General features: G+C 68.4%; 13 protein-coding genes and 3 rRNA genes. 11 read left to right on the top strand and 5 right to left on the bottom strand.

The annotated features are described in order from the left end of the window. The first annotated feature begins 282 nt into the window (after window positions 1-282). Complete coding sequence (locus tag N8I87_RS19070) at window positions 283-3,591, top strand: ATP-binding protein (RefSeq protein WP_263210342.1); 3,309 nt, start codon at window positions 283-285, stop codon at window positions 3,589-3,591. On the opposite strand, the gene N8I87_RS19065 is transcribed toward N8I87_RS19070, so the two are convergent. Next, a complete protein-coding gene (locus N8I87_RS19065) occupies window positions 3,578-5,497 on the bottom strand; it encodes a sigma-70 family RNA polymerase sigma factor (RefSeq protein WP_263210340.1) in 1,920 nt (639 codons plus the stop codon). The genes N8I87_RS19070 and N8I87_RS19065 overlap by 14 nt on opposite strands. A 206-nt stretch (window positions 5,498-5,703) precedes the next feature. Beyond that, window positions 5,704-6,477, bottom strand: coding sequence for a TetR/AcrR family transcriptional regulator (locus N8I87_RS19060; protein WP_263210339.1), 774 nt, complete (start codon window positions 6,475-6,477; stop codon window positions 5,704-5,706). A gap of 379 nt (window positions 6,478-6,856) precedes the next feature. Between N8I87_RS19060 and N8I87_RS19055 the strand changes: the two genes are divergently transcribed. The 3 genes from N8I87_RS19055 (at window position 6,857) to N8I87_RS19045 (ending at window position 10,964) form a co-directional block, all read left to right on the top strand. Beyond that, on the top strand, window positions 6,857-8,236 hold the full coding sequence (locus tag N8I87_RS19055; protein ID WP_263210338.1) for an NAD(P)/FAD-dependent oxidoreductase: 1,380 nt from the start codon (window positions 6,857-6,859) through the stop codon (window positions 8,234-8,236). A gap of 221 nt (window positions 8,237-8,457) precedes the next feature. Next, window positions 8,458-10,116 carry a SpoIIE family protein phosphatase gene (locus N8I87_RS19050; protein ID WP_263210337.1) on the top strand — a complete coding sequence of 553 codons (1,659 nt, stop codon included), beginning with the start codon at window positions 8,458-8,460 and terminating at the stop codon, window positions 10,114-10,116. Window positions 10,117-10,148: 32 nt separating this feature from the next. Continuing rightward, window positions 10,149-10,964 carry a class I SAM-dependent methyltransferase gene (locus tag N8I87_RS19045; protein ID WP_263210336.1) on the top strand — a complete coding sequence of 272 codons (816 nt, stop codon included), beginning with the start codon at window positions 10,149-10,151 and terminating at the stop codon, window positions 10,962-10,964. A gap of 63 nt (window positions 10,965-11,027) precedes the next feature. On the opposite strand, the gene N8I87_RS19040 is transcribed toward N8I87_RS19045, so the two are convergent. Then, window positions 11,028-12,314 carry an MFS transporter gene (locus N8I87_RS19040; protein ID WP_263216542.1) on the bottom strand — a complete coding sequence of 429 codons (1,287 nt, stop codon included), beginning with the start codon at window positions 12,312-12,314 and terminating at the stop codon, window positions 11,028-11,030. Window positions 12,315-12,443: 129 nt separating this feature from the next. Between N8I87_RS19040 and N8I87_RS19035 the strand changes: the two genes are divergently transcribed. The 4 genes from N8I87_RS19035 to rrf all read left to right on the top strand — a co-directional run bounded on the left by N8I87_RS19035 (window position 12,444) and on the right by rrf (window position 18,807). Next, window positions 12,444-13,004, top strand: coding sequence for a MarR family winged helix-turn-helix transcriptional regulator (locus N8I87_RS19035; protein WP_263210335.1), 561 nt, complete (start codon window positions 12,444-12,446; stop codon window positions 13,002-13,004). Window positions 13,005-13,662: 658 nt separating this feature from the next. Further along, window positions 13,663-15,188, top strand: a 16S ribosomal RNA gene (locus tag N8I87_RS19030). A gap of 295 nt (window positions 15,189-15,483) precedes the next feature. After that, window positions 15,484-18,603 (top strand): 23S ribosomal RNA (locus N8I87_RS19025). Window positions 18,604-18,690: 87 nt separating this feature from the next. Further along, window positions 18,691-18,807, top strand: a 5S ribosomal RNA gene (gene rrf, locus N8I87_RS19020). Together the 16S, 23S and 5S rRNA genes form the textbook arrangement of a ribosomal RNA operon. A 289-nt stretch (window positions 18,808-19,096) precedes the next feature. On the opposite strand, the gene tnpA is transcribed toward rrf, so the two are convergent. Beyond that, entirely contained in the window at window positions 19,097-19,525 is a 429-nt protein-coding gene (tnpA, locus tag N8I87_RS19015) for an IS200/IS605 family transposase (RefSeq protein ID WP_263210334.1), read from the bottom strand. 20 nt (window positions 19,526-19,545) lie between these two features. Between tnpA and N8I87_RS19010 the strand changes: the two genes are divergently transcribed. After that, a complete protein-coding gene (locus N8I87_RS19010; protein ID WP_263210333.1) occupies window positions 19,546-20,829 on the top strand; it encodes an RNA-guided endonuclease InsQ/TnpB family protein in 1,284 nt (427 codons plus the stop codon). 62 nt (window positions 20,830-20,891) lie between these two features. Further along, window positions 20,892-21,224, top strand: coding sequence for a hypothetical protein (locus tag N8I87_RS19005; protein ID WP_263210332.1), 333 nt, complete (start codon window positions 20,892-20,894; stop codon window positions 21,222-21,224). Window positions 21,225-21,229: 5 nt separating this feature from the next. On the opposite strand, the gene N8I87_RS19000 is transcribed toward N8I87_RS19005, so the two are convergent. Then, complete coding sequence (locus N8I87_RS19000; RefSeq protein ID WP_263210331.1) at window positions 21,230-21,790, bottom strand: cysteine hydrolase family protein; 561 nt, start codon at window positions 21,788-21,790, stop codon at window positions 21,230-21,232. Window positions 21,791-21,876: 86 nt separating this feature from the next. Here N8I87_RS19000 and N8I87_RS18995 point away from each other — a divergent pair, with 86 nt between their 5' ends. Further along, window positions 21,877-22,449, top strand: a complete 573-nt coding sequence (locus tag N8I87_RS18995) for a GNAT family N-acetyltransferase (RefSeq protein ID WP_263210330.1) — start codon at window positions 21,877-21,879, stop codon at window positions 22,447-22,449. Window positions 22,450-22,457 lie beyond the last annotated feature (8 nt).

Below are 22,457 nucleotides of genomic sequence, written 5' to 3'. Positions count from 1 at the left end.
GGGGGCCGCTGCGCGGCGGGGATGGGCGCCTGCACCATGCACCGGCAAGACGGTGATCACCGACAGCGCCGGGAAGCCGAAGGCGGCGGTCACCGCCGACTCGGTGGGCACCTGGCGCTGGGAGTTCGCGCGAATGGGTACGACGAGCGGGGCGACGGCGTGGCCCTGAAGCAGCCGACGGCGGACCCGCGCCGAGTGCTTCTCGGCGCCGGACTGCCGCAGCGGGACGGCCCCGCCCCGAAACTCCGTGCCCCCGCTCGCCGCCCCGGCGACAATGACCCGGTGCGGTACAGAATCCTGGGCGTTGCCCAAGTGACGGACGACCAGGGCACCTCCATCCCCCTCGGCGGCGCCCGGCTGCGCGCGCTCCTCACCGCCCTCGCCCTGCGCCCCGGCCGCACCACGCCCCCCGACGCCCTGATCGACGAGGTCTGGGCTGACGACCCGCCCCAGGACGCCCCGGCCGCGCTCCAGGCACTGGTGGGCCGTCTGCGCCGTACCGTCGGCAAGCACACCGTCTCCTCCGGCCCCGGCGGCTACCGCCTGGAAGCGACCGGGGACGACATCGACCTGCACGTCTTCGAGCGGCTCGTGCGCGACGGCACCGCCGCCCTGGACCGGGGCGACCCGGCCACCGCCTTCCGTACCCTCACCGAGGCCCTCGCGCTCTGGTACGGCCCCGCCCTCGCCGACCTCCCCGACCGCACCGCCGCGACCCGCCCGCAGGCCATGCGCCTGGAGGCGACCCGGGCCCGAGCGGCCGCCGCCCTCGGACTCCGCCGCGCGCCCGAGGTCGTACCGGAGCTGACGGAGCTCACCACGGCCCATCCGTACGACGAACCGCTGCACGCCCTCCTCATCCGCGCCCTGCGCGACACCGGCCGCACCGCCGACGCCCTCGCCGCCTACGACACTGCCCGCCGCACCCTCGCCGACGGCCTGGGCGCCGACCCCGGCCAGGAACTCAAAGCCCTCCACGCGGAGTTGCTCACGCAGGAGGAGCCTCCCGCGCACTCCCCCCTCGGCCGGTTCCGCGAGCGCACCGGCAATCTGCGCCCCCGCCTGACGTCCTTCGTCGGGCGGGAACCCGAGCTCGCGGCCGTTCGTTCCGAATTGAGCAGGGCCCGCCTCGTCACCCTCACCGGACCGGGCGGCTCGGGCAAGACCCGGCTCGCCGAGGAGGCCGCCGCCGGGCTCCCGCAGGCATGGCTGGTCGAACTCGCCCCGCTCGACCGGCCCGAGGCGGTGCCGGGCGCGGTGGTCAGCGCGCTCGGTCTGCGCGAGACCGTCCTCATGACCAGCGAACTGGCGACCCACCAGGACGACCCGGTCACCCTGCTCGTCGAGTACTGCGCCCCGCGCAGCCAGCTCCTGATCCTTGACAACTGCGAACACGTCATCGGCGCGGCCGCCGAACTCGCCGAGACGCTGCTCACCCGCTGCCCGGGCCTCACGATCCTCGCCACCAGCCGTGAACCCCTGGGCGTCCCCGGTGAGTCGGTGCGCCCGGTCGAACCCCTCGTCCCCGAGCAGGCGCACCGTCTCTTCGAGGAGCGCGCGGCGGCGGTCCGTCCCGACGCCGACGCCGTGCTCCATGACAAGGAGGCGGTCGACGAGATCTGCCGGCGCCTCGACGGCCTCCCCCTCGCCATCGAGCTCGCCGCCGCACGGCTGCGGCTGCTCACCCCCCGGCAGATCGCCGACCGCCTCGACGACCGCTTCCGCCTCCTCACCTCCGGAAGCCGTACGGTCCTGCCCCGCCAGCAGACCCTGCGTGCCGTGGTCGACTGGTCCTGGGAGCTCCTCGACGAGCGGGAGCGGACGGTGCTGCGCGAGGTGTCGGTGTTCGCCGGCGGCTGGGACCTCGCGGCGGCGGAAGCCGTGTGCACCGGCCCGGCGGCGGAGCTGATCGGAGCACTCGTCGACAAGTCCCTCGTCGTCGCCGCGCCGGACGGCTGGGACGCCCTGGACGGCATGCGGTACCGCATGCTGGAGACCATCCAGGAGTACGCCGTCGAGCGCGCCGCCGAGGTCCCCGGGCTGCGCGCGGCGGCCGAACTGCGGCACCGCGCGTGGGTGCGCGCGCTGACCGAGCGGGCGGAACCGCTGCTGAGGTCCGGGGCCCAACTGCCGTGGATCTCCCGCCTGGAGACCGAACTGGACAACATCCGCGCCGCCCTCGACCGCAGCCTGCGTGACGGCGACGAGGAGGCGGCGGGCGCGCTCGTCCTCGCGGTCGGCTGGTTCTGGTGGCTGCGCAACTACCGCCAGGAGTCGGTGGACTGGGTGGCGGCCGTGCTGCGCCTGGGCGTCGCCCTGGACACCCTGCCCGAGGACGCCACGGCTCAGGACCGGGAGCGGCTCGCCGCCTGCGCCGACCCGGTCGGCGCCCTTCTCGCGGCCCCCGACGCGGAGACGGGCCATCCCCTGCGCGACCTGCGCATGGACCTGCGGATGCTCCATATGTTCCTGACGTCCGAGTCCGGCGCCCCGGATCTGCTGACGGACGAGCGGGCCCCGGAGTACATCGCGCGCGTGCGGGCCGTCTTCGAGCACGGCGGGCCGCGGTCCGCCCGGCTGCCGGGCATCATCTGGCCGCTCACCGTCTACCACCTGGGCGGCCCGGCCGAGGTGGGCCCCGACATGTCGGCGGCGGTCGCCAACTGCCGTCTCCACGGCGACGACTGGGCGGTCTGCGTCAGCTTGATGTACCGCACCCACATGGTCGTCGACTCGCCCGGCAATCTGCGGGGCGTCGACGAGGACCTGGCGGAACTGCGGGTGCTCAGCCGGCGGGTGGGGGACCGTTGGATGCGGGCCCAGGTGTGCAGCGCGGCCGGCGAGGCGGCCATGGCGCGCGGCCGTTTCGAGGAGGCCAGGAGCGAGTACGAGGAGGCGCTGCGGCTCGCCTACGAGGTGGGCGGATACGCCGAAGCGCCGTTCCTGATCGCGCGGCTCGCCGAGATCGCCTACCGCTCGGGCGACCGGGCGGCGGCGCTTTCCGCCCTGGACGAGGCGGCCGCGGCGGCCGACCAGTACGGGGTGGCGGAGTCCCAGGCCTTCATCCTGCTGCTGCGGGCGCACATCGCCCAGGACGCCGGGGACATGGTCCGCGCGCGCGAGCTGTTCGAGGCCACGCGCCGGGTGACGGCGGGCGGAAACGCCCCGCCCCAGTTCATGGCGGTCCTGGGCGCGGTCGAGGCGCTGATCACGGCCGGTGAGTCCGGTCCCGAGCAGGGGCTGCCGGTCGTGGCCGAGGCGCTGCGCGAGGCCGTGCGGCGGCGGTGCGCCGAGTCGATCACGGCGGGGCTCGTGGACATCGCGGCCGACCTGCGGGCGCGGCTCGGCGATCTGGCGGGTGCGGTACGGCTGTTCACGGCCGCCGACCACTGGCGTGCCGGCCACCCACGCCCCGAGCCGGAGCGCACCCGCGCGGCGGACGTCGACGCCACCGCCCGCGCGCGGCTGACCCCTGCCCGGTACACGGCCGAGCGCGCCCGGGGAGCGTCCCTCACCGCGGACGACGTACTGCGGGAACTGGACCGTGGTCCCACCGCCACCGGCGGACTCGACGCCCCTAGCGGCAGGTGAACCTCGCGTCGGCCCAGTCGGCGAGCGCGCCGGTGTCGAAGGCGTTGCTGTGCGGCTCGACCACCAGCCGTACGGTGCGGTGCCCGGCCAGGTTCACATGGACGGGGACGGCCGGGGCGCCGCCCTTGACCATCCCGGACCGCCACAGCCGGACGCCGTCGGCGTAGACGGAGAAGTAGACCTTGCCCAGTCCCAGGGTCAGGTCGTCGACGCCGGCCATCGCGTCGTACGCGGTGCACTCCCGGTTGAGGTCGACGGTGACGGAGGAGGCGCCGTGGACGGTCACACCGCGCGCGTAGTGCTTGTCGGCGACGGACAGCCCGTAGCGCCGCCACACCCAGCTGCTCTCGGCCAGCCGCATCTCGGGCTTGCTGCCGTCGCCGGTGATGTCGTACCGCAGACCGCTCCACTGGTAGACGACCGGCGCCGGCGGGGGTGCGGGCGTCGTGGGCGGAGCGGGGGTGCGGGTGGGCGTCGAGGGCGGTGTCGGTGGCGGGGTCGGCTTCGGCGAGGGGGCCGGGGTCCGGCTCGGGCTCGACGTCGGGTTCGGGCTCTGCCCGGGTGCGCTCGACGGGGCGGGGGCCGGCGTCGGGGCCGCCACGGGGACGACGCCCGGTGCCGTCGGTGTGGGCCGCGTCGTCGAGGGAGCCGAGGGTGCGGGGGCCGGCGGATTCGGCTGGGCGACCGACGGTGGGGACGACGGCTTGGCGACCTCCTTGGCCGGGTGGCCGTCGTTCAGCAGGGCGAGCGCCACCGTGGCGACCCCGACCGCCACCACACCGGCCGCGATACCGGCCTTCACCGACCCGGCCAGCCCTTCGGCGGCCGCCGCGCCACCGCCCGCCCCGCCGGACGAGCCGGCACCGGCCGTGGCGGCCGCGCCCGCGGCGCCCACCCCGGCGCCGGTGGCGATGATCCCGAGCGCCTTGGCGTACCCGGCGGCGCCGAACCAGCCGATGACCGCGACCGGGACGACCGCGGGGATCCCGCTCGCGACCTCCTCGATCTGCGCGGCCGCCAGCCGGCAGCCGGCGCACTCCGCCAGGTGCTTGCGCAGGCCCCGCTCGGCGCGGATGCGCAGCTTGCGGCGGGCGTACGTGCCGAGCTGGTCGGCATAGCGTGCGCACTCCGCGTCGCCGGCGAGCGTGGCGCTGACATGGGCCTGGAGGTAGGCCTGCCTGAGGCCCTCGCGGGCGCGGCTGGCGAGCACGCGCGTGCCGTTGGCGTCCAGCCCGAACAGGACGGCCACCTCGCTCGGCGACTCGTCCTCCACCTCGGTGTGCCACAGCACCGCCTGCCAGCGCTCGGGCAGCGAGCGGAAGGCCCGCATGGCCAGGGACTGCTCGGCCTCGTGCAGGGCCCGCACATCGGCGCCCAGGGCGAGTGTCCCGTCGCCCGGCACCCCGGACGCGCGCGTGGCATGAGCGGCGAAGACCGCGAAGTCGTCGACGAGCTGCTCGCGCCGGGACGACTTCGTCCAGTGCGCGGCCACCCGCCTGACGGAGGTGAGCAGATAGGCGCGTACGGCGTGCTCGGGACCCGAGCCGCCGCGCACCGCCTGGAGCATGCGGGCGAAGACCTCGGCGGTCAGATCGTCCGCGGTGTGGGCGTCGCGGCAGCAGGAGCGCGCGTAACGGCGCACGGCGTCCGCGTGGCGCCGGTACAGCTCCTCGTACGCCGTGTCGTCGCCCGCGCGCATCCGCTCGATCAGATCGCCGTCGCCCGGCGCCGCCTCACGCGACGGCAGGGGGCCGCTCTCGCGCTGGGCCGGGACGCTGCTGCGCGCCCGGTCGCCGGAGCGCGGTACGTCCGCCGGGCCGCCCTGGCTGGGCACCTGGGGCGCGGTCAGCCCGCCGGTGTCCGCGTCACCGTCACCGAGGGACTCGTCCCACCCGTCAACGCTCATCGCGCAAAGCCCCCGACGCCTGCAAGCCCGACCCGATCACCGGGTCAGAGTGCCACACCGGCCTTGGTTCAGGACCTCCGAGTACGAGCCATCCACTCGTCCGAGCGGACCTGTCGCCCGGCGCCGGCGGCCATCACCCGGACGGGGAGGGCTCAACGAGCCGACCCCGCCCGGTACTTGATCGGCGTGCGCACAAGCCGCACCGGTCACGCGGGACGCGAACGCAGCCCCTCCAGCAGGATGTCCAGCAGCCGTGCCGAGGCCGCCGCCTGCTGGGCCGCGTCCGGCAGCGACGGGGCCGCTGTGGCGATCACCAGCAGGACGTCGGACACCGACACGTCCGGCCGCAGTTCGCCCGCCGCACGGGCCCGCTCCACGAGCCGGCCGACCACCTCGAGCAGCGCCGCCGCCCCCGCGTCGTCGTCCGCGGCCGCCGTCGGCTCCTCGGACACCAGCCGCAGCTCACCGGCGCCCGGCTGGCTCCGCTGCTGCGGTACCCGCGCCTCCTCGGCCCCGGAGCCCGCGTCCTCGGTGCCGTCGTCCTGGACGCCGACCCGCAGCACCTGCGGCGGCAGCAGCCGCCCGGCCCCTGAAGCCACCGACGTGCGCAGGAAGCGCGACAGCGCCGACCACGGCTCGTCCTCCTGCCCGAGCGCCGCCCGCGCCTGGTCGGTCAGCCGGGAGGTCTCCTCCTCGGCTATCCGCCTGACCAGGACGTCCTTGCTCGGAAAGCGCCGGTACACCGTGCCCACACCGACCCGCGCGCGCCGCGCCACGTCCTCCATCGGCGCGCCGTAACCCAGCTCGCCGAAGACCTCGCGCGCCGCTCGCAGCACGTGCTCCAGATTGCGCTGTGCGTCCACCCGCAGCGGCGTCGTGCGCGAACCCTCCGCGCGTCCGTTGCCCGCCGCCGCGCCCATCGCACCGCCGACGGGTGCGATGGCGTTCGCCGAAGACCAATGCGTGTCCTGAATATGCATAAGCGTTCCCCCGGTTAATGACGTCTCCCCCCGGAGACTCCCCGCCACTGAATCCGGAGTGCGCGGAACTGGCACCGGTCCCTGAGCGGGAGCGCCCGTCGCGGACCCGTTCGACCACATCCCCTACACCCCGTCGACACACGAACATAGTTGAGAGGGAGTCAATTCAGAAGGGGCAGGTTCCGCACGGAGCGCCCCCCGATCGGAGTACGGAGCGCATACGTCCCGTTTGCGCACTCTGGCGCCCTCGTGTCCGCCCCCGCTGACCTGCCCGCTTTCTCCCGGCTTCGGCAGCTCCGGCGCCGCTGCGAACACCTGGTCGCCGGTCACACAAATTGCCGGGGCTGTGGACAAACAAGAGCGTCGGGTGCGTCATGGGATGGTGAAGGAACGTGCGCGCATTCTCGTTGTCGGCGGTGGCTACGTCGGGATGTACACGGCTCTGCAACTTCAGCGGAGGCTGAAACAGGAGCTCAGGCGGGGCGAGGTCGACATCACTGTCGTCACCCAGGATCCGTACATGACGTATCAGCCGTTCCTTCCCGAAGCGGCCGCCGGTTCGATTTCTCCTCGTCATGTCGTCGTACCGCTGCGCCGCGTCCTGGACCAGTGCCATGTCGTCGTCGGTGAGGTGGTGGCCGTGGACCACACCACGCGGACCGCCACCCTCACCACGCTCGCCACCGAGGAGGAGGGCAGGGGCGCCGAGCACCTCACCTACGACGAACTCGTCCTCGCCCCCGGCGCGATCGCGCGCACGCTCCCCATCCCCGGCCTCGCCGAGCACGCCGTCGGTTTCAAGACCGTCGAGGAGGCCATCGGCCTGCGCAACCACGTCCTCGAGCAGATGGACATCGCCTCCTCCACCCGCGACCCCGCGATCCGCAACGCGGCCCTCACCTTCGTCTTCGTGGGCGGCGGCTACGCCGGAGTCGAGGCACTGGCCGAACTCGAGGACATGGCTCGCTACGCCACGCGCTACTACCACAACGTCCGGCCCGAGGACATGAAGTGGATCCTCGTCGAGGCCGCCGACCGGATCCTGCCCGAGGTCGGCGCGGAGATGGGCCGCTACACCCTCACCGAACTGCGCCGCCGCAACATCCAGGTCCTCCTGGAGACGCGCCTCGAATCCTGCGCCGACCGAATCGCCGTACTGAGTGACGGCCAGCGCTTCCGGACCCGTACGGTCGTGTGGACCGCCGGCGTCAGACCGCACCCGGTCCTCGCCGCCACCGACCTCCCGCTCGACGGCCGCGGCCGCCTCAAGTGCACCGCCCAGCTGACCGTCGAGGGCGTGGAACACGCGTGGAGCGCCGGCGACGCCGCCGCCGTCCCCGACGTCACGGCCGAGGAGCCGGGCAAGGAGACCGCGCCCAACGCCCAGCACGCGGGCCGCCAGGCCAGGGTCCTCGGCGACAACATCGCGCACGTCCTGCGCGGCGAGCCCCTCGACACCTATGCGCACTCCTACGCCGGCGCCGTCGCCTCACTCGGACTGCACAAGGGCGTAGCACAGGTCTACGGCCGCAAGCTGAAGGGCTACCCTGCCTGGTTCATGCACCGCGTCTACCACCTCAGCAGGGTGCCCACCTTCAACCGCAAGGCTCGCGTACTCGCCGAATGGACCCTCTCCGGACTCTTCAAGCGGGAGATCGTCTCCCTGGGCTCGCTCGAACATCCCCGCGCGGAGTTCGAACTCGCGGCCGGTGGAAAGCCTCATCACGACCCCTCGGACGACCCGAAGGGGTCGTCCTGACCGGACCGAGGAACTCCCCGAGCCGCTTGGGCGTCTGACGGATGTCGCCGCGGTCGGCCAGCCTGCCAGACTGCCCCACGACTGCCCACGACCTTGGACGGGCATCCGCCCGCCCTCAGCACCCATGAGGCTTTTCCCGAGCACCGCAATTCCGGGGGCGACCCCCGGACCCCCGGCCGGATCCGGTGCCGGCCGACCACGACGACACGAGGCAAGGATTCGTGAACTTCACGCGCTGGAGCGCCCGGCTCCCCGGAACGCAGCGCCGCGCCGCAGCGCGGACCGAGCACGCGGTCACCCCGGACCGGCGGGGGGACGGTTCCGTGCCCGCGGCCCGCGCCGAACAACTGACCGACGACGCACCGTCCGTGCCCGCCGTCGACGAGCTCCCCGCGCGCGAGGTCCTCGACCGCGTCCCGGCCCTCGTCGCCCTCGTCCACGGCCCCGACCACCGCATCGCCTACGTCAACGACGCCTACGCCGCGGCCTTCGGCCAGCGACCGCTCGGCGAACCCGCCCGCGAAGCCCTCCCGGAGCTCGCCGAACTGGGCCTGCTGCCCCTCCTCGACCAGGTCCTGCGCAGCGGCAAGCCCCGCACGCTCAAGTCCCGCAGGGCCCCCGACGGCCGCTCCTACACGTTCACCTGCACTCCGGCCGCCGAGAACGGCGTCCGGGACGGCGGCGACGGCGCGGTGCTGGTCTTCGCCACCGACGTCACCGACCACGCCGAGGCCGCCGAACGCCTGCGCGCCAGCGAACGCCGCCAGCGCGAGACCGCGGTGACCCTGCAGCGGAGCCTGCTCCCCCAGGAGCTGGAAGAGCCGGACGACCTGAGGATCGCGGCGACCTACCAGCCCGGCGGCACCGAATCCGCGGTCGGCGGCGACTGGTACGACGTGATCACCCTGGGCGGCGGCCGCACCGCCCTGGTGATCGGCGACGTGATGGGCAGGGGGGTACGGGCGGCCGCGGTGATGGGCCAGCTCCGCACGGCGGTGCGCGCGTACGCCCGCCTGGACCTGCCCCCGCACGAGGTGCTCCAGCTCCTCGACGGCCTCGCCATGGAGATCGACGCCAACCAGATCGCCACCTGCGTGTACGCCATCCACGACCCGAACGAGGGCCGGCTGGTGTACGCCTCCGCCGGGCACCTGCCCATCCTGGTCCGCGACGAGAGCGGCACGGTGCTGCGCGCCGACGAACCGACCGGCCCCCCGCTCGGCACCGGCGGCTGGATGCACGCGTCGGGCTCGATCCCGCTGGGCCCCGGCTCGACCGCGGTCCTCTACACGGACGGTCTGGTCGAGCGCCGGGACGAGGACCTGGACGAGGGCATCGCGTCGCTGGAGCGGGCACTGGCGGGGGCGACGGGGACACCCCAGGTGGTCTGCGACCGACTGGTCCGCACGGCGGGTGTCACGGCCGACCACGACGACGACGTGGCGGTCCTGGTCCTCCAGCACCCGGCCCGCACGGGCCCCGACGGCGACCTCTTCCGCAACGCGGCCCTGGAACTCCTCGGCGGAGTGGAAGCGGCCCCACGCGCGCGTGCGTTCGCCTCCGGCGTGCTGACCAGCTGGCGCTTCCCGGCCGACCTGCACGACCTGGGCGTCCTCGCCACCAGTGAGCTGGTCGCCAACTCCCTGCAGCACGGCACCCCGCCCATGCGCCTGCGCCTGCGCCGTACCGACCGCCGCCTCATCGTCGAGGTCACCGACGGCGACGACCACCTCCCGCGCCGCCGGCACGCGGAGCCGGGGGACGAGTCGGGCCGGGGCATCGCCATCGTGGCGACGATCGCCTCGAACTGGGGATCCCGGCGGACCCCGGGCGGCGGGAAGGCGGTGTGGTGCGAGTTCGTGCTGCCGCGCGCCATCTAGGCGAACCGGCTCCGCGGTGCTACTAGCTCCCCATGGCAGACGAACCGGGATTCCAGCTCAAGGGAAGCGCTCCCGAGCGCTATGAGGAGTATGTGGCGCCGCTCATGGCGCCCTTCACGACGGCGTTGCTCGACGCCGTGGACCTGTGCCCAGGCGATGTCGTCCTCGACCTCGCCTGCGGCACCGGCTTCGCCGCCCGCGCGGCCGCCGCCCAGGTCGGCCCCGCCGGCCGCGTCCGCGGCGTCGACGTCAACGCGGACATGCTCAAGGTGGCCGTCGCCCACCATCCACGCCTGTACCCCGACATCGAGTTCACCGAGGCCTCCGCCGACCGGCTCCCCTACCCCGACGCGACCTTCGACGCGGTCGTCTGCCAACAGGGCGCGCAGTTCTTCCCCGACCTCACCGCGGCCCTCACGGAGACGGCCCGTGTCATGCGCCCCTCCGGCCGCTTCGCGGCCACCGTCTGGGCCGACATGAGCCTCTCGCCGTACCTCACCGCCCAGTACGAGGCCATCAAGGAGTACGGCGGCGACGAGGCCGCGGCCGACTTCAGTACCGCCTTCGCCTGTACGGCCGACCGGCTGACCGACGCCCTCGGCAAGGCGGGCTGCCATGACGTCACGACACGTGAGATCGCCTTCGGCATCGCCCTGCCCCCGCTCACGGACTTCGCCCCCGGCCATCTCTCCGTCCTGCCCTGGGGCCAGCGGCTCGCCGACGCCCACGGCGAGGAGACGCTCGCCGCCGCAGGCCACTCGGTCGCCGCCCGCCTCGCCGACCGCACGGGCCCCGACGGCAGGCTGACGCTCCCGTTCACCGCGATCCTGGCGACCGCGATCCGGTGAAACAGAAGGCGGCCGCCACCCGAAGGTGACGGCCGCCCTCGCCGGTCTCAAGCCTCGCCGGTCTCAGGCCTCGGCGGCCACCGGCTCCGCGGGTGCGGCGCCCCGCGCCACGACCCGGCTCCGCGCCTGCCAGGGCCGGTCCTGCGCGGCGGTGAGCTGCCGCCCCAGCCGGAGCGCGAGGGCGGTGATGCCCAGCGAGAACAGCAGGAACGTCACGATGTATGGCGTGTGCAGCGAGGCCGCCATCGGCCCGCCCACCGCGGGACCGACGGCCAGCGCGAGCTGCTTCACCAGGGCGAAGGCGGAGTTGTACTGCCCCGCCATCCCCTCCGGCGCCAGATCGGCCACCAGCGGGGCGACGGTGGGCGACAGCATCGCCTCACCCAGCCCGAACAGGGCGTACGTCGACACGAACGCGGCCGTGGCCATCTCCTGGCTGCCGTGCCCGAGACCCGCGTACCCGGCCACGACCCACGCCACGGCCCAGATCAGGCCCACGGCGGCGATCACCCGCGTGCGGCGACGGCGCTCGACGAACTTCAGCACGGCGAACTGCGCGACCACGATCATCAGGGTGTTCGCGGCCAGCGCCGTACCGAGCGCGGAGGTGGAGATCCCCGCGGCCTCGACACCGAACGCGGCCAGCCCGGACTCGAACTGCCCGTAGCAGGCGAAGAACAGCACGAAGCCCAGTACGGACAGCTGCACCATGGCCCGGTTGCCGAGCAGCTGCTTCCAGCTGCCCTTCGCCGAACGCGCGGGCGCGTCCTCGATCCGCGGCGAGTGCGGCATCCGCACCGTCGACATGATCACGACGAGCAGCAGGAACATCGCCGCCTCGATCGCGAACAGGAGCGTGAAGGAGGAGACGCGGGTGGTGTCGACCAGATGACCGCCGATGAGCCCGCCGACCCCGAGCCCGAGGTTCTGCAGGAAGAACTGCGTAGCGAAGGCCCGCGACCGCGTCTCCGCCGACGAGCACTCCACGATCATCGTCGCCAGCGCCGGCTGCATCACGGCCTGCCCGGCCCCGAGCGCCGCCGCGGAGAGGAGCACGGCAGGCGCACTGCCCGCGAGCCCCAGGCTCAGGGCGCCCAGCGCGGCCATGACCAGGGCGGCGAGCAGGACCGGCAGTGGGCCGCGCCGCACGATCGCCCGGCCGGCGAACGGCAGCACGATCAGCGCGGCCACGGCGAAGACGGCGAGGACCAGCCCCGCCGTCATGGCTCCGAGCCCCCGCACCTGCGCCACATAGACGTACAGGTAGGGGACGGTGAAGCCGAGCCCGAACGCGCTGAGTGCGTTGCCCACGTGGATCCGGCGCATCGCAGCGCCCATCGCCCTGGTCACGTTCACCTCTCTCCGGTAGTTGGTGTGTCTCGGTACTTAGGACCGAAGACTTCGAAGATAAATTTCGAAGCTAAAGAGTACACATCCAAGGACTTCAACGCCAAGCGGCCCCATGCGATACTTGGGCGCATGGGCGACACCTCCGGCACCATCGGCATCGGCGGCGAGCCGACCCTCGAAGAGCAGATCGCCGCCTACCAGCGCGAGTTCCAGGGCCTCGACCCCCAGGTCGAGAAGATCGTCTCGGCGCTGTCCCGCCTGAACCGCCGCATGAACGTCGCCTACGGCCGCCAGACCGCCGCCCTCGGCATCAGCAACGCCGAGTGGGAGGTCCTCAAGGCGCTCGTCCTCTCCGGCGCCCCCTACCGCATGGGCCCCAGTGACCTCGCCAAGCGCCTCGGCCTCACGCCGGCCGCGATGACCCACCGCATCGACCGCATGGTGGCGGAGGGCCTTGTCACCCGTGAGCGGGACGAGTCCAACCGCGTTCGGGTGATTGTGGAGCTGACTCCCGAGGGGCGCGAGAAGTGGCTCGAGGCCATGCGCCTCGCCTCCGTCTTCGAGGAGGAGCTCCTTCAGGACCTCTCCGCGGAGGAGCGCACGGTCCTCGGGGAAGCCCTCACCCGGCTGCTCCGCAGGGTGGAACACGCCCAGCCGGACGCCGGCGGGCGCCTCTCCGACCTGGACTGACGTCCGACAGAAAAGATCTTGACAGGGGGTGCTTGACAGCACCTCTGTCCGATCCGTAAAGTCCTCCGGGTTGCCACGGGGCCGTAACGGTTCTGCGACAGCACCTCCCGCCGCAGCAGCGGCAGCCCAAACCATCAGCACGATCACCCAGCCGGGTTGAATTCGGCATGCCCGAATTCAATTCGATTTGGACACGGCAGCTCGATTAGGAACTGCCGGCAGGATCCGCTAAGGTTTGAGACGTCGGAACGGCCCAACGGCCGCGAGGACAAACCCCGCTGACCGGGAATCAGGGCCGAAAGGATCTGATAGAGTCAGAACCGCCGGAAAGGGAAACGCGAGAGCGAGAACCTGGAAAGCACCGAGGAAATCGGGTCCCAAAAGATCTGATAGAGTCGGAAACGCAAGACCGAAGGGAAGCGCCCGGAGGAAAGCCCGAGAGGGTGAGTACAAAGGAAGCGTCCGTTCCTTGAGAACTCAACAGCGTGCCAAAAGTCAACGCCAGATATGTTGATACCCCGTCTCCGGTCGTCATGACTGGGACGAGGTTCCTTTGAAATAACACAGCGAGGACGCTGTGTGCGAGGGGACTATTCCTCCTCTCGCACCGCTCTCGTGGTGTTCAACCGGCTGTATTAATTTACTGGCCGAGTAAACATTCACGGAGAGTTTGATCCTGGCTCAGGACGAACGCTGGCGGCGTGCTTAACACATGCAAGTCGAACGATGAAGCCCTTCGGGGTGGATTAGTGGCGAACGGGTGAGTAACACGTGGGCAATCTGCCCTTCACTCTGGGACAAGCCCTGGAAACGGGGTCTAATACCGGATACAACCACTGACCGCATGGTCGGGTGGTGGAAAGCTCCGGCGGTGAAGGATGAGCCCGCGGCCTATCAGCTTGTTGGTGAGGTAATGGCTCACCAAGGCGACGACGGGTAGCCGGCCTGAGAGGGCGACCGGCCACACTGGGACTGAGACACGGCCCAGACTCCTACGGGAGGCAGCAGTGGGGAATATTGCACAATGGGCGAAAGCCTGATGCAGCGACGCCGCGTGAGGGATGACGGCCTTCGGGTTGTAAACCTCTTTCAGCAGGGAAGAAGCGAAAGTGACGGTACCTGCAGAAGAAGCGCCACTAACTACGTGCCAGCAGCCGCGGTAATACGTAGGGCGCAAGCGTTGTCCGGAATTATTGGGCGTAAAGAGCTCGTAGGCGGCTTGTCACGTCGATTGTGAAAGCCCGAGGCTTAACCTCGGGTCTGCAGTCGATACGGGCTAGCTAGAGTGTGGTAGGGGAGATCGGAATTCCTGGTGTAGCGGTGAAATGCGCAGATATCAGGAGGAACACCGGTGGCGAAGGCGGATCTCTGGGCCATTACTGACGCTGAGGAGCGAAAGCGTGGGGAGCGAACAGGATTAGATACCCTGGTAGTCCACGCCGTAAACGGTGGGAACTAGGTGTTGGCGACATTCCACGTCGTCGGTGCCGCAGCTAACGCATTAAGTTCCCCGCCTGGGGAGTACGGCCGCAAGGCTAAAACTCAAAGGAATTGACGGGGGCCCGCACAAGCGGCGGAGCATGTGGCTTAATTCGACGCAACGCGAAGAACCTTACCAAGGCTTGACATACACCGGAAAACCCTGGAGACAGGGTCCCCCTTGTGGTCGGTGTACAGGTGGTGCATGGCTGTCGTCAGCTCGTGTCGTGAGATGTTGGGTTAAGTCCCGCAACGAGCGCAACCCTTGTTCTGTGTTGCCAGCATGCCCTTCGGGGTGATGGGGACTCACAGGAGACCGCCGGGGTCAACTCGGAGGAAGGTGGGGACGACGTCAAGTCATCATGCCCCTTATGTCTTGGGCTGCACACGTGCTACAATGGCCGGTACAATGAGCTGCGATACCGTGAGGTGGAGCGAATCTCAAAAAGCCGGTCTCAGTTCGGATTGGGGTCTGCAACTCGACCCCATGAAGTCGGAGTCGCTAGTAATCGCAGATCAGCATTGCTGCGGTGAATACGTTCCCGGGCCTTGTACACACCGCCCGTCACGTCACGAAAGTCGGTAACACCCGAAGCCGGTGGCCCAACCCCTTGTGGGAGGGAGCTGTCGAAGGTGGGACTGGCGATTGGGACGAAGTCGTAACAAGGTAGCCGTACCGGAAGGTGCGGCTGGATCACCTCCTTTCTAAGGAGCATCTAGATCTCGTAAGAGATCCAGAGCCACTACGTCGGCAAACGTCCGACGGTGGTCAGCTCATGGGTGGAACGTTGACTACTCGGCACACTTGACCTGCTCTGGTCGCTAGTACTGCTTCGGCGTGGAACGCGAGATGGGGAGGCGAGGGTGTCGGGCACGCTGTTGGGTGTCTGAGGGAATGAACTTCCTTCAGTTGCCGGCCCCGGTGTACTCGCTGGTTTCCAGTGGGGTGACGGGTGGCTGGTCGTTGTTTGAGAACTGCACAGTGGACGCGAGCATCTGTGGCCAAGTTTTTAAGGGCGCACGGTGGATGCCTTGGCACCAGGAACCGATGAAGGACGTGGGAGGCCGCGATAGTCCCCGGGGAGTCGTCAACCAGGCTTTGATCCGGGGGTTTCCGAATGGGGAAACCCGGCAGTCGTCATGGGCTGTCACCCACTGCTGAACACATAGGCAGTGTGGAGGGAACGAGGGGAAGTGAAACATCTCAGTACCCTCAGGAAGAGAAAACAACCGTGATTCCGGGAGTAGTGGCGAGCGAAACCGGATGAGGCCAAACCGTATGCGTGTGAGACCCGGCAGGGGTTGCGCATGCGGGGTTGTGGGATCTCTCTTCTGTCGTCTGCTTAACGACAGGACGAGTCAGAAACCGTTGATGTAGGCGAAGGACATGCGAAAGGTCCGGCGTAGAGGGTAAGACCCCCGTAGCTGAAACGTCAGCGGCTCGTTTGAGAGACACCCAAGTAGCACGGGGCCCGAGAAATCCCGTGTGAATCTGGCGGGACCACCCGCTAAGCCTAAATATTCCCTGGTGACCGATAGCGGATAGTACCGTGAGGGAATGGTGAAAAGTACCCCGGGAGGGGAGTGAAATAGTACCTGAAACCGTGTGCCTACAAGCCGTGGGAGCGTCGGATGCAGCTTGCTGTATCTCGTGACTGCGTGCCTTTTGAAGAATGAGCCTGCGAGTTTGCGGTGTGTTGCGAGGTTAACCCGTGTGGGGAAGCCGTAGCGAAAGCGAGTCCGAACAGGGCGTTTCAGTAGCACGCTCAAGACCCGAAGCGGAGTGATCTAGCCATGGGCAGGTTGAAGCGGAGGTAAGACTTCGTGGAGGACCGAACCCACCAGGGTTGAAAACCTGGGGGATGACCTGTGGTTAGGGGTGAAAGGCCAATCAAACTCCGTGATAGCTGGTTCTCCCCGAAATGCATTTAGGTGCAGCGTCGTGTGTTTCTTGCCGGAGGTAGAGCACTGGATAGGCGATGGGCCCTACCGGGTTACTGACCTTAGCCAAACTCCGAATGCCGGTAAGTGAGAGCACGGCAGTGAGACTGTGGGGGATAAGCTCCATGGTCGAGAGGGAAACAGCCCAGAGCATCGACTAAGGCCCCTAAGCGTACGCTAAGTGGGAAAGGATGTGGAGTCGCACAGACAACCAGGAGGTTGGCTTAGAAGCAGCCACCCTTGAAAGAGTGCGTAATAGCTCACTGGTCTAGTGATTCCGCGCCGACAATGTAGCGGGGCTCAAGCGTACCGCCGAAGTCGTGTCATTGCAGCATAAGCCCCAACGGGTGCTGTGATGGGTAGGGGAGCGTCGTCTGCCGGGTGAAGCAGCACCGGAAGGTAGTTGTGGACGGTTGACGAGTGAGAATGCAGGCATGAGTAGCGATACAAACGTGAGAAACGTTTGCGCCGATTGACTAAGGGTTCCTGGGTCAAGCTGATCTGCCCAGGGTAAGTCGGGACCTAAGGCGAGGCCGACAGGCGTAGTCGATGGATAACCGGTTGATATTCCGGTACCCGCTGTGAAGCGTCAAACATCGAGCATCGTGATGCTAAGGCCGTGAAGCCGCCCTGATCTCTTCGGAGTTGAGGGGAGTGGTGGAGCCGCCGGACCAAGCGGTTAGTAGGTGAGTGATGGGGTGACGCAGGAAGGTAGTCCATCCCGGGCGGTGGTTGTCCCGGGGTAAGGGTGTAGGCCGCAAGGTAGGCAAATCCGCCTTGCATACGGCTGAGACCTGATGCCGAGCCGATTGTGGCGAAGTGGATGATCCTATGCTGTCGAGAAAAGCCTCTAGCGAGTTTCATGGCGGCCCGTACCCTAAACCGACTCAGGTGGTCAGGTAGAGAATACCGAGGCGTTCGGGTGAACTATGGTTAAGGAACTCGGCAAAATGCCCCCGTAACTTCGGGAGAAGGGGGGCCAGCTCCGGTGATCCGATTTACTCGGTGAGCTGGGGGTGGCCGCAGAGACCAGCGAGAAGCGACTGTTTACTAAAAACACAGGTCCGTGCGAAGCCGTAAGGCGATGTATACGGACTGACGCCTGCCCGGTGCTGGAACGTTAAGGGGACCGGTTAGCTCCATTTCGGTGGGGCGAAGCTGAGAACTTAAGCGCCAGTAAACGGCGGTGGTAACTATAACCATCCTAAGGTAGCGAAATTCCTTGTCGGGTAAGTTCCGACCTGCACGAATGGCGTAACGACTTCTCGACTGTCTCAACCATAGGCCCGGTGAAATTGCACTACGAGTAAAGATGCTCGTTTCGCGCAGCAGGACGGAAAGACCCCGGGACCTTTACTACAGTTTGATATTGGTGTTCGGTTCGGCTTGTGTAGGATAGCTGGGAGACTTTGAAACGCGGACGCCAGTTCGCGGTGAGTCGTCGTTGAAATACCAGTCTGGTCGTGCTGGATGTCTAACCTGGGTCCGTGATCCGGATCAGGGACAGTGTCTGATGGGTAGTTTAACTGGGGCGGTTGCCTCCTAAAGAGTAACGGAGGCGCCCAAAGGTTCCCTCAGCCTGGTTGGCAATCAGGTGTTGAGTGTAAGTGCACAAGGGAGCTTGACTGTGAGACCGACGGGTCGAGCAGGGACGAAAGTCGGGACTAGTGATCCGGCGGTGGCTTGTGGAAGCGCCGTCGCTCAACGGATAAAAGGTACCCCGGGGATAACAGGCTGATCTTCCCCAAGAGTCCATATCGACGGGATGGTTTGGCACCTCGATGTCGGCTCGTCGCATCCTGGGGCTGGAGTCGGTCCCAAGGGTTGGGCTGTTCGCCCATTAAAGCGGTACGCGAGCTGGGTTTAGAACGTCGTGAGACAGTTCGGTCCCTATCCGCTGTGCGCGTAGGAGTCTTGAGAAGGGCTGTCCCTAGTACGAGAGGACCGGGACGGACGAACCTCTGGTGTGCCAGTTGTTCTGCCAAGGGCATGGCTGGTTGGCTACGTTCGGGAGGGATAACCGCTGAAAGCATCTAAGCGGGAAGCCTGCTTCGAGATGAGGACTCCCACCCACTTGATGGGGTAAGGCTCCCAGTAGACGACTGGGTTGATAGGCCGGATATGGAAGCCAGGTAACTGGTGGAGTTGACCGGTACTAATAGGCCGAGGGCTTGTCCTCAGTTGCTCGCGTCCACTGTGTTGGTTCTGAAACCACGAACAGCCCCATGCTTTCAGGCATGGTGCGGCGTTCACAGTTTCATAGTGTTTCGGTGGTCATAGCGTGAGGGAAACGCCCGGTTACATTCCGAACCCGGAAGCTAAGCCTCACAGCGCCGATGGTACTGCAGGGGGGACCCTGTGGGAGAGTAGGACACCGCCGAACAAATTTTGAGAAAGAGCCCCAACTCCGGTTGAAAAACCGGGAGTTGGGGCTCTTTCGCGTTCACGCCACGGTCATGGCCACGTCACCTCGGTTCCACAACGGGCCCGACCATGTGGATGCGCACCGGACGGTATCGCAGGTCATCAGCCCGTACACGCGGACCGGACGGGTCGACTCGACCTTCTACCTCTGATCTTGGCCAGTGCTCCGCCCTTCAGGGCGGGGGTGAAGGCCATCCCTGGGTCGGAGGCACGGAGCGCCGGAGGGCTCTGCGCCTCAGTGGTGACGGTCAGACGGGGCGCTGCTGGTTCTCGATGTACTGCTTGACAACGGTCAGGGGTGACCCGCCGCATGATCCGGCGAAGTAGGAACCGGACCAGAAGTGTCCGGCCCACAGGTACCGGCGGACGTGGCTGTCGTACTCCCGGCGGAGCCGCCGGGAGCTGACGCCCTTGAGGGAGTTGACCAGCTTGGAGAGCTGGACTTTCGGCGGGTAGTGCACGAGCAGGTGCACGTGGTCCTGTTCTCCGTTGAACTGCTTCAGCTCGGCCTCGAAGTCGGCGCAGACCTCCCGCATGATCTCTTCGGTGCGGGTCAGCATGGCGTCGGTGAATGCTTTCCGCCTGTATTTGGTGACAAAAACCAAGTGAACGTGCAGGTTGTGGACGACATGGCGACCGGTTCTGACATCGGGATTAGGGTTCCAGCGCGGTGACATAAACCAATGCTAGGCTCCCGATGGTGAGTCAAGATACCCTGGTAAAGCGGCAGTTCGGGCATCGTGCCCGGCTTGCGCTGTCGCCTGCCGGGATGTTGAAGACCGACGGCCAGGCGCACGCAGCCCGCACCATGTGGAACCTGCTGCACGCCTGGTGGCAGATGATGCCGAAGCAAGAGCGGACTCTCGCGAACGCGGACGCCGCGATTCGCCAGGCCCGCGAGGACATCGACTTTCTCGCCGTCCTGCCCGCGCAGGCCGCGCAAGCGGTGCTCAAGACGTACTTCCAGGCGTGGAAGAACTGCTGGGACGGCCGCGCCGACGCTCCGAACTTCAAGGGCCGGTTCCGCACGGTGATGTCCGTGGACATCCCGCAGGGCCGGGACCTGAACATCGTCCGGGTGCACCGCCGGTGGGGGCAGGTCAACATTCCCAAGGTGGGCCGTGTCCGGTTCCGGTGGACAAAGGACCTGCCTGTCGGCAAGCACGCAGGCCCGGAGAACCGGATCACCGGGGCCCGGCTGATCAAGGACGCGCTCGGCTGGCACATCGCCTTCCGTGTCCAGACCCTTCAGGGCAAGCCCGAGCCCCACCAGGGGCCGGACATCGGCATCGACGTGGGCGTCACCGTGCCCATCGCCCTCTCGGACGGCGAAACGTACGAGCACGGCGAATGGCTGACCGGCAAGGAGAGGGCCAGGCTCCTGCACTTGGAGCAGCGTGCCGCGCAGCGAAAGCGCCACCGCAAGCCCGGCGAGCGCACCAGCCGCCGGCTGCACCGCACGTGCGACCAGATCGCAGGACTCCGCGCGAAAGCCAAGCGCCGGGCCCTTGACTGGCAGCATCAGACGACCACCGCCATCGCCCGCACATACGGCACGGTCGTCATCGAAGCACTCACCATCACGAACATGGTCAAGTCCGCCAGGGGAACCATCGAAGAGCCGGGGAAGAACGTTGCCCAGAAATCCGGGCTGAACCGCTCCATCAGCGGGGAGGCGTGGGGGCGCACGGTCACCATGCTGGCGTACAAGACCGCCCAGCACGGCGGCACCCTGGCCAAGGTCCCCGCCCCCGGCACCTCCCGGCGCTGCTCCGCCTGCGGCCGCACCACGCCCGGCAACCGGGAGTCCCAGGCCGTGTTCGTGTGCAAGAACCCGGACTGCGGCTGGTCGGGCAACGCCGACCACAACGCAGCCCGGAACGTCCTGCACCTGTACCGGATGGGCCTCGCGCTCATCCCGGCTGCCGGAAGGGCAGTCGTCAGGCGCGCCAAGCGCGTCAAGCCCGCTACCGCAAGGTAAGCAGGAATCTCCCGGCGCCAGCCGGGAGAGCACTTCAAAGCACCGCCTCCATGGTGCGGACGATGGAACTGCTGCTGGGGCTGTCCCCCATGACGCAGTCCGACGCGTACGCCACCCCGATGGTGAACTCCTTCACGGCCGAGCCGGACGCGGCGCCGTACGACGCCGTGAAGCCGGCGACCGACCTCACGGCGGTGAACACGGTCAACTCGCCGATGGCCGGTGTGTCGGCGAAGCAGGACCTCACCAAGGAGGACCAGATCGACGAGCGGACCTTCAACGAGGCGATCTGGAAGAGCGTGCGCGGGGCGAAGGCGCGGATGCCGGAGCCCCGGCACGACCTCTACGGGGTTGTGCCCAATGACCAGGCCAAGGAGCTCGATGACGACGACTGACGGTGTCAGTCGGCCGCGGTGAAGGTCACCTCCGCGGTGTCGACGGTCCCGCCCCGGCGGCCGGGTGCGCTGTGCCACTTCCAGTAGAGGTTGGTGTGGGCGATCACCTGCTCCGGGGCGGGAGCGCCGTAAGCGGAGAGGTCCTCCGTGGTGTGGGCGTCGGCGACCAGCGTCGCGTCGTACCCGCGGACGACGGCGCCGTGCAGGGTGGAGCGGACACATATGTCCGTCTGGGCGCCGGTGACGACGAGCCGGCCGACGCCGCGCTCGGCCAGGACGGACTCCAGCTCGGTGTCCTCGAAGGAGTCCGGGTAGTTCTTGTGGACCAGGGGCTCGGTGTCGTGGCGCTTCAGCTCCGGGACGTACTCCCAGCGCTCGCTGCCGGACTTCAGCTGTTCGTCGGAGTGCTGGACCCAGATCACCGGGACGTTCTCGGCGCGGGCCTTGTCGACCAGGACGTTGATGTTCGCTATGACGTCGGCACGGTTGTGGGAGCCCTCCACCACCCCGTTCTGGACGTCCACGATGAGCAGCGCGGTGTTCGGCCGGTTCTGCAGAGTCGTCATGACCAACCACGGTAGATCGCGGCACTGACAGTGAGCCCGGCCTATTTCAGGTGAGCGTTCCGGTGGGTGCGTACTAGCGTGGCCGTATGAGCAGTTTGATCAGCTTGACCAGCGACGATCACGTGATCCGGGCGATACGGGCCGACGAGTGGCAGGCCGTCAAGCGGCTGCGGCTCGACGCGCTGCGGGATCCCGTGGCGCACCTCGCGTTCCTGGAGACGTACGAGAAGGCCGCGGCCGAGCCGGACACCTTCTGGCAGGGGCGGGCCGAACGGTCCGGTGAGGGGGCGGACGGCGCCCGGCAGTTCATCGCCGAGGGGCCGGACGGGGCATGGGTCGGCACGCTGACCGTGCTCGTGGAGGAGGCGGGGTCCACCGACTGGGCCGGCTTCGCGGTCGACCGGAAGCAGGGCCATGTCGTCGGGGTGTTCATGCAGCCCGGATACCGGGGAATCGGGCTCACGGAAGCGCTGTTCGCGGCAGGGGTGGAGTGGGCCTGGGGGGTCGGGGCCGAGCGGGTGCGGCTGATCGTCCACGAGGAGAACGGGCGGGCCCAGGGCTTCTACCGCAAGGTGGGGTTCGTGCCGAGCGGGGTCACCGTGGCATTGGAGCAGGCGTCCGGTGAGTCCGAGCTGGAGTTCGTGCTCGAGAAGTCGTAATGAGACAC

This window comes from Streptomyces sp. HUAS 15-9 (genome assembly GCF_025642155.1).
Classification (GTDB): domain Bacteria; phylum Actinomycetota; class Actinomycetes; order Streptomycetales; family Streptomycetaceae; genus Streptomyces.
Note: the sequence above shows the minus strand (reverse complement) of the source record. Positions and strands in the feature narration are given on the sequence as shown.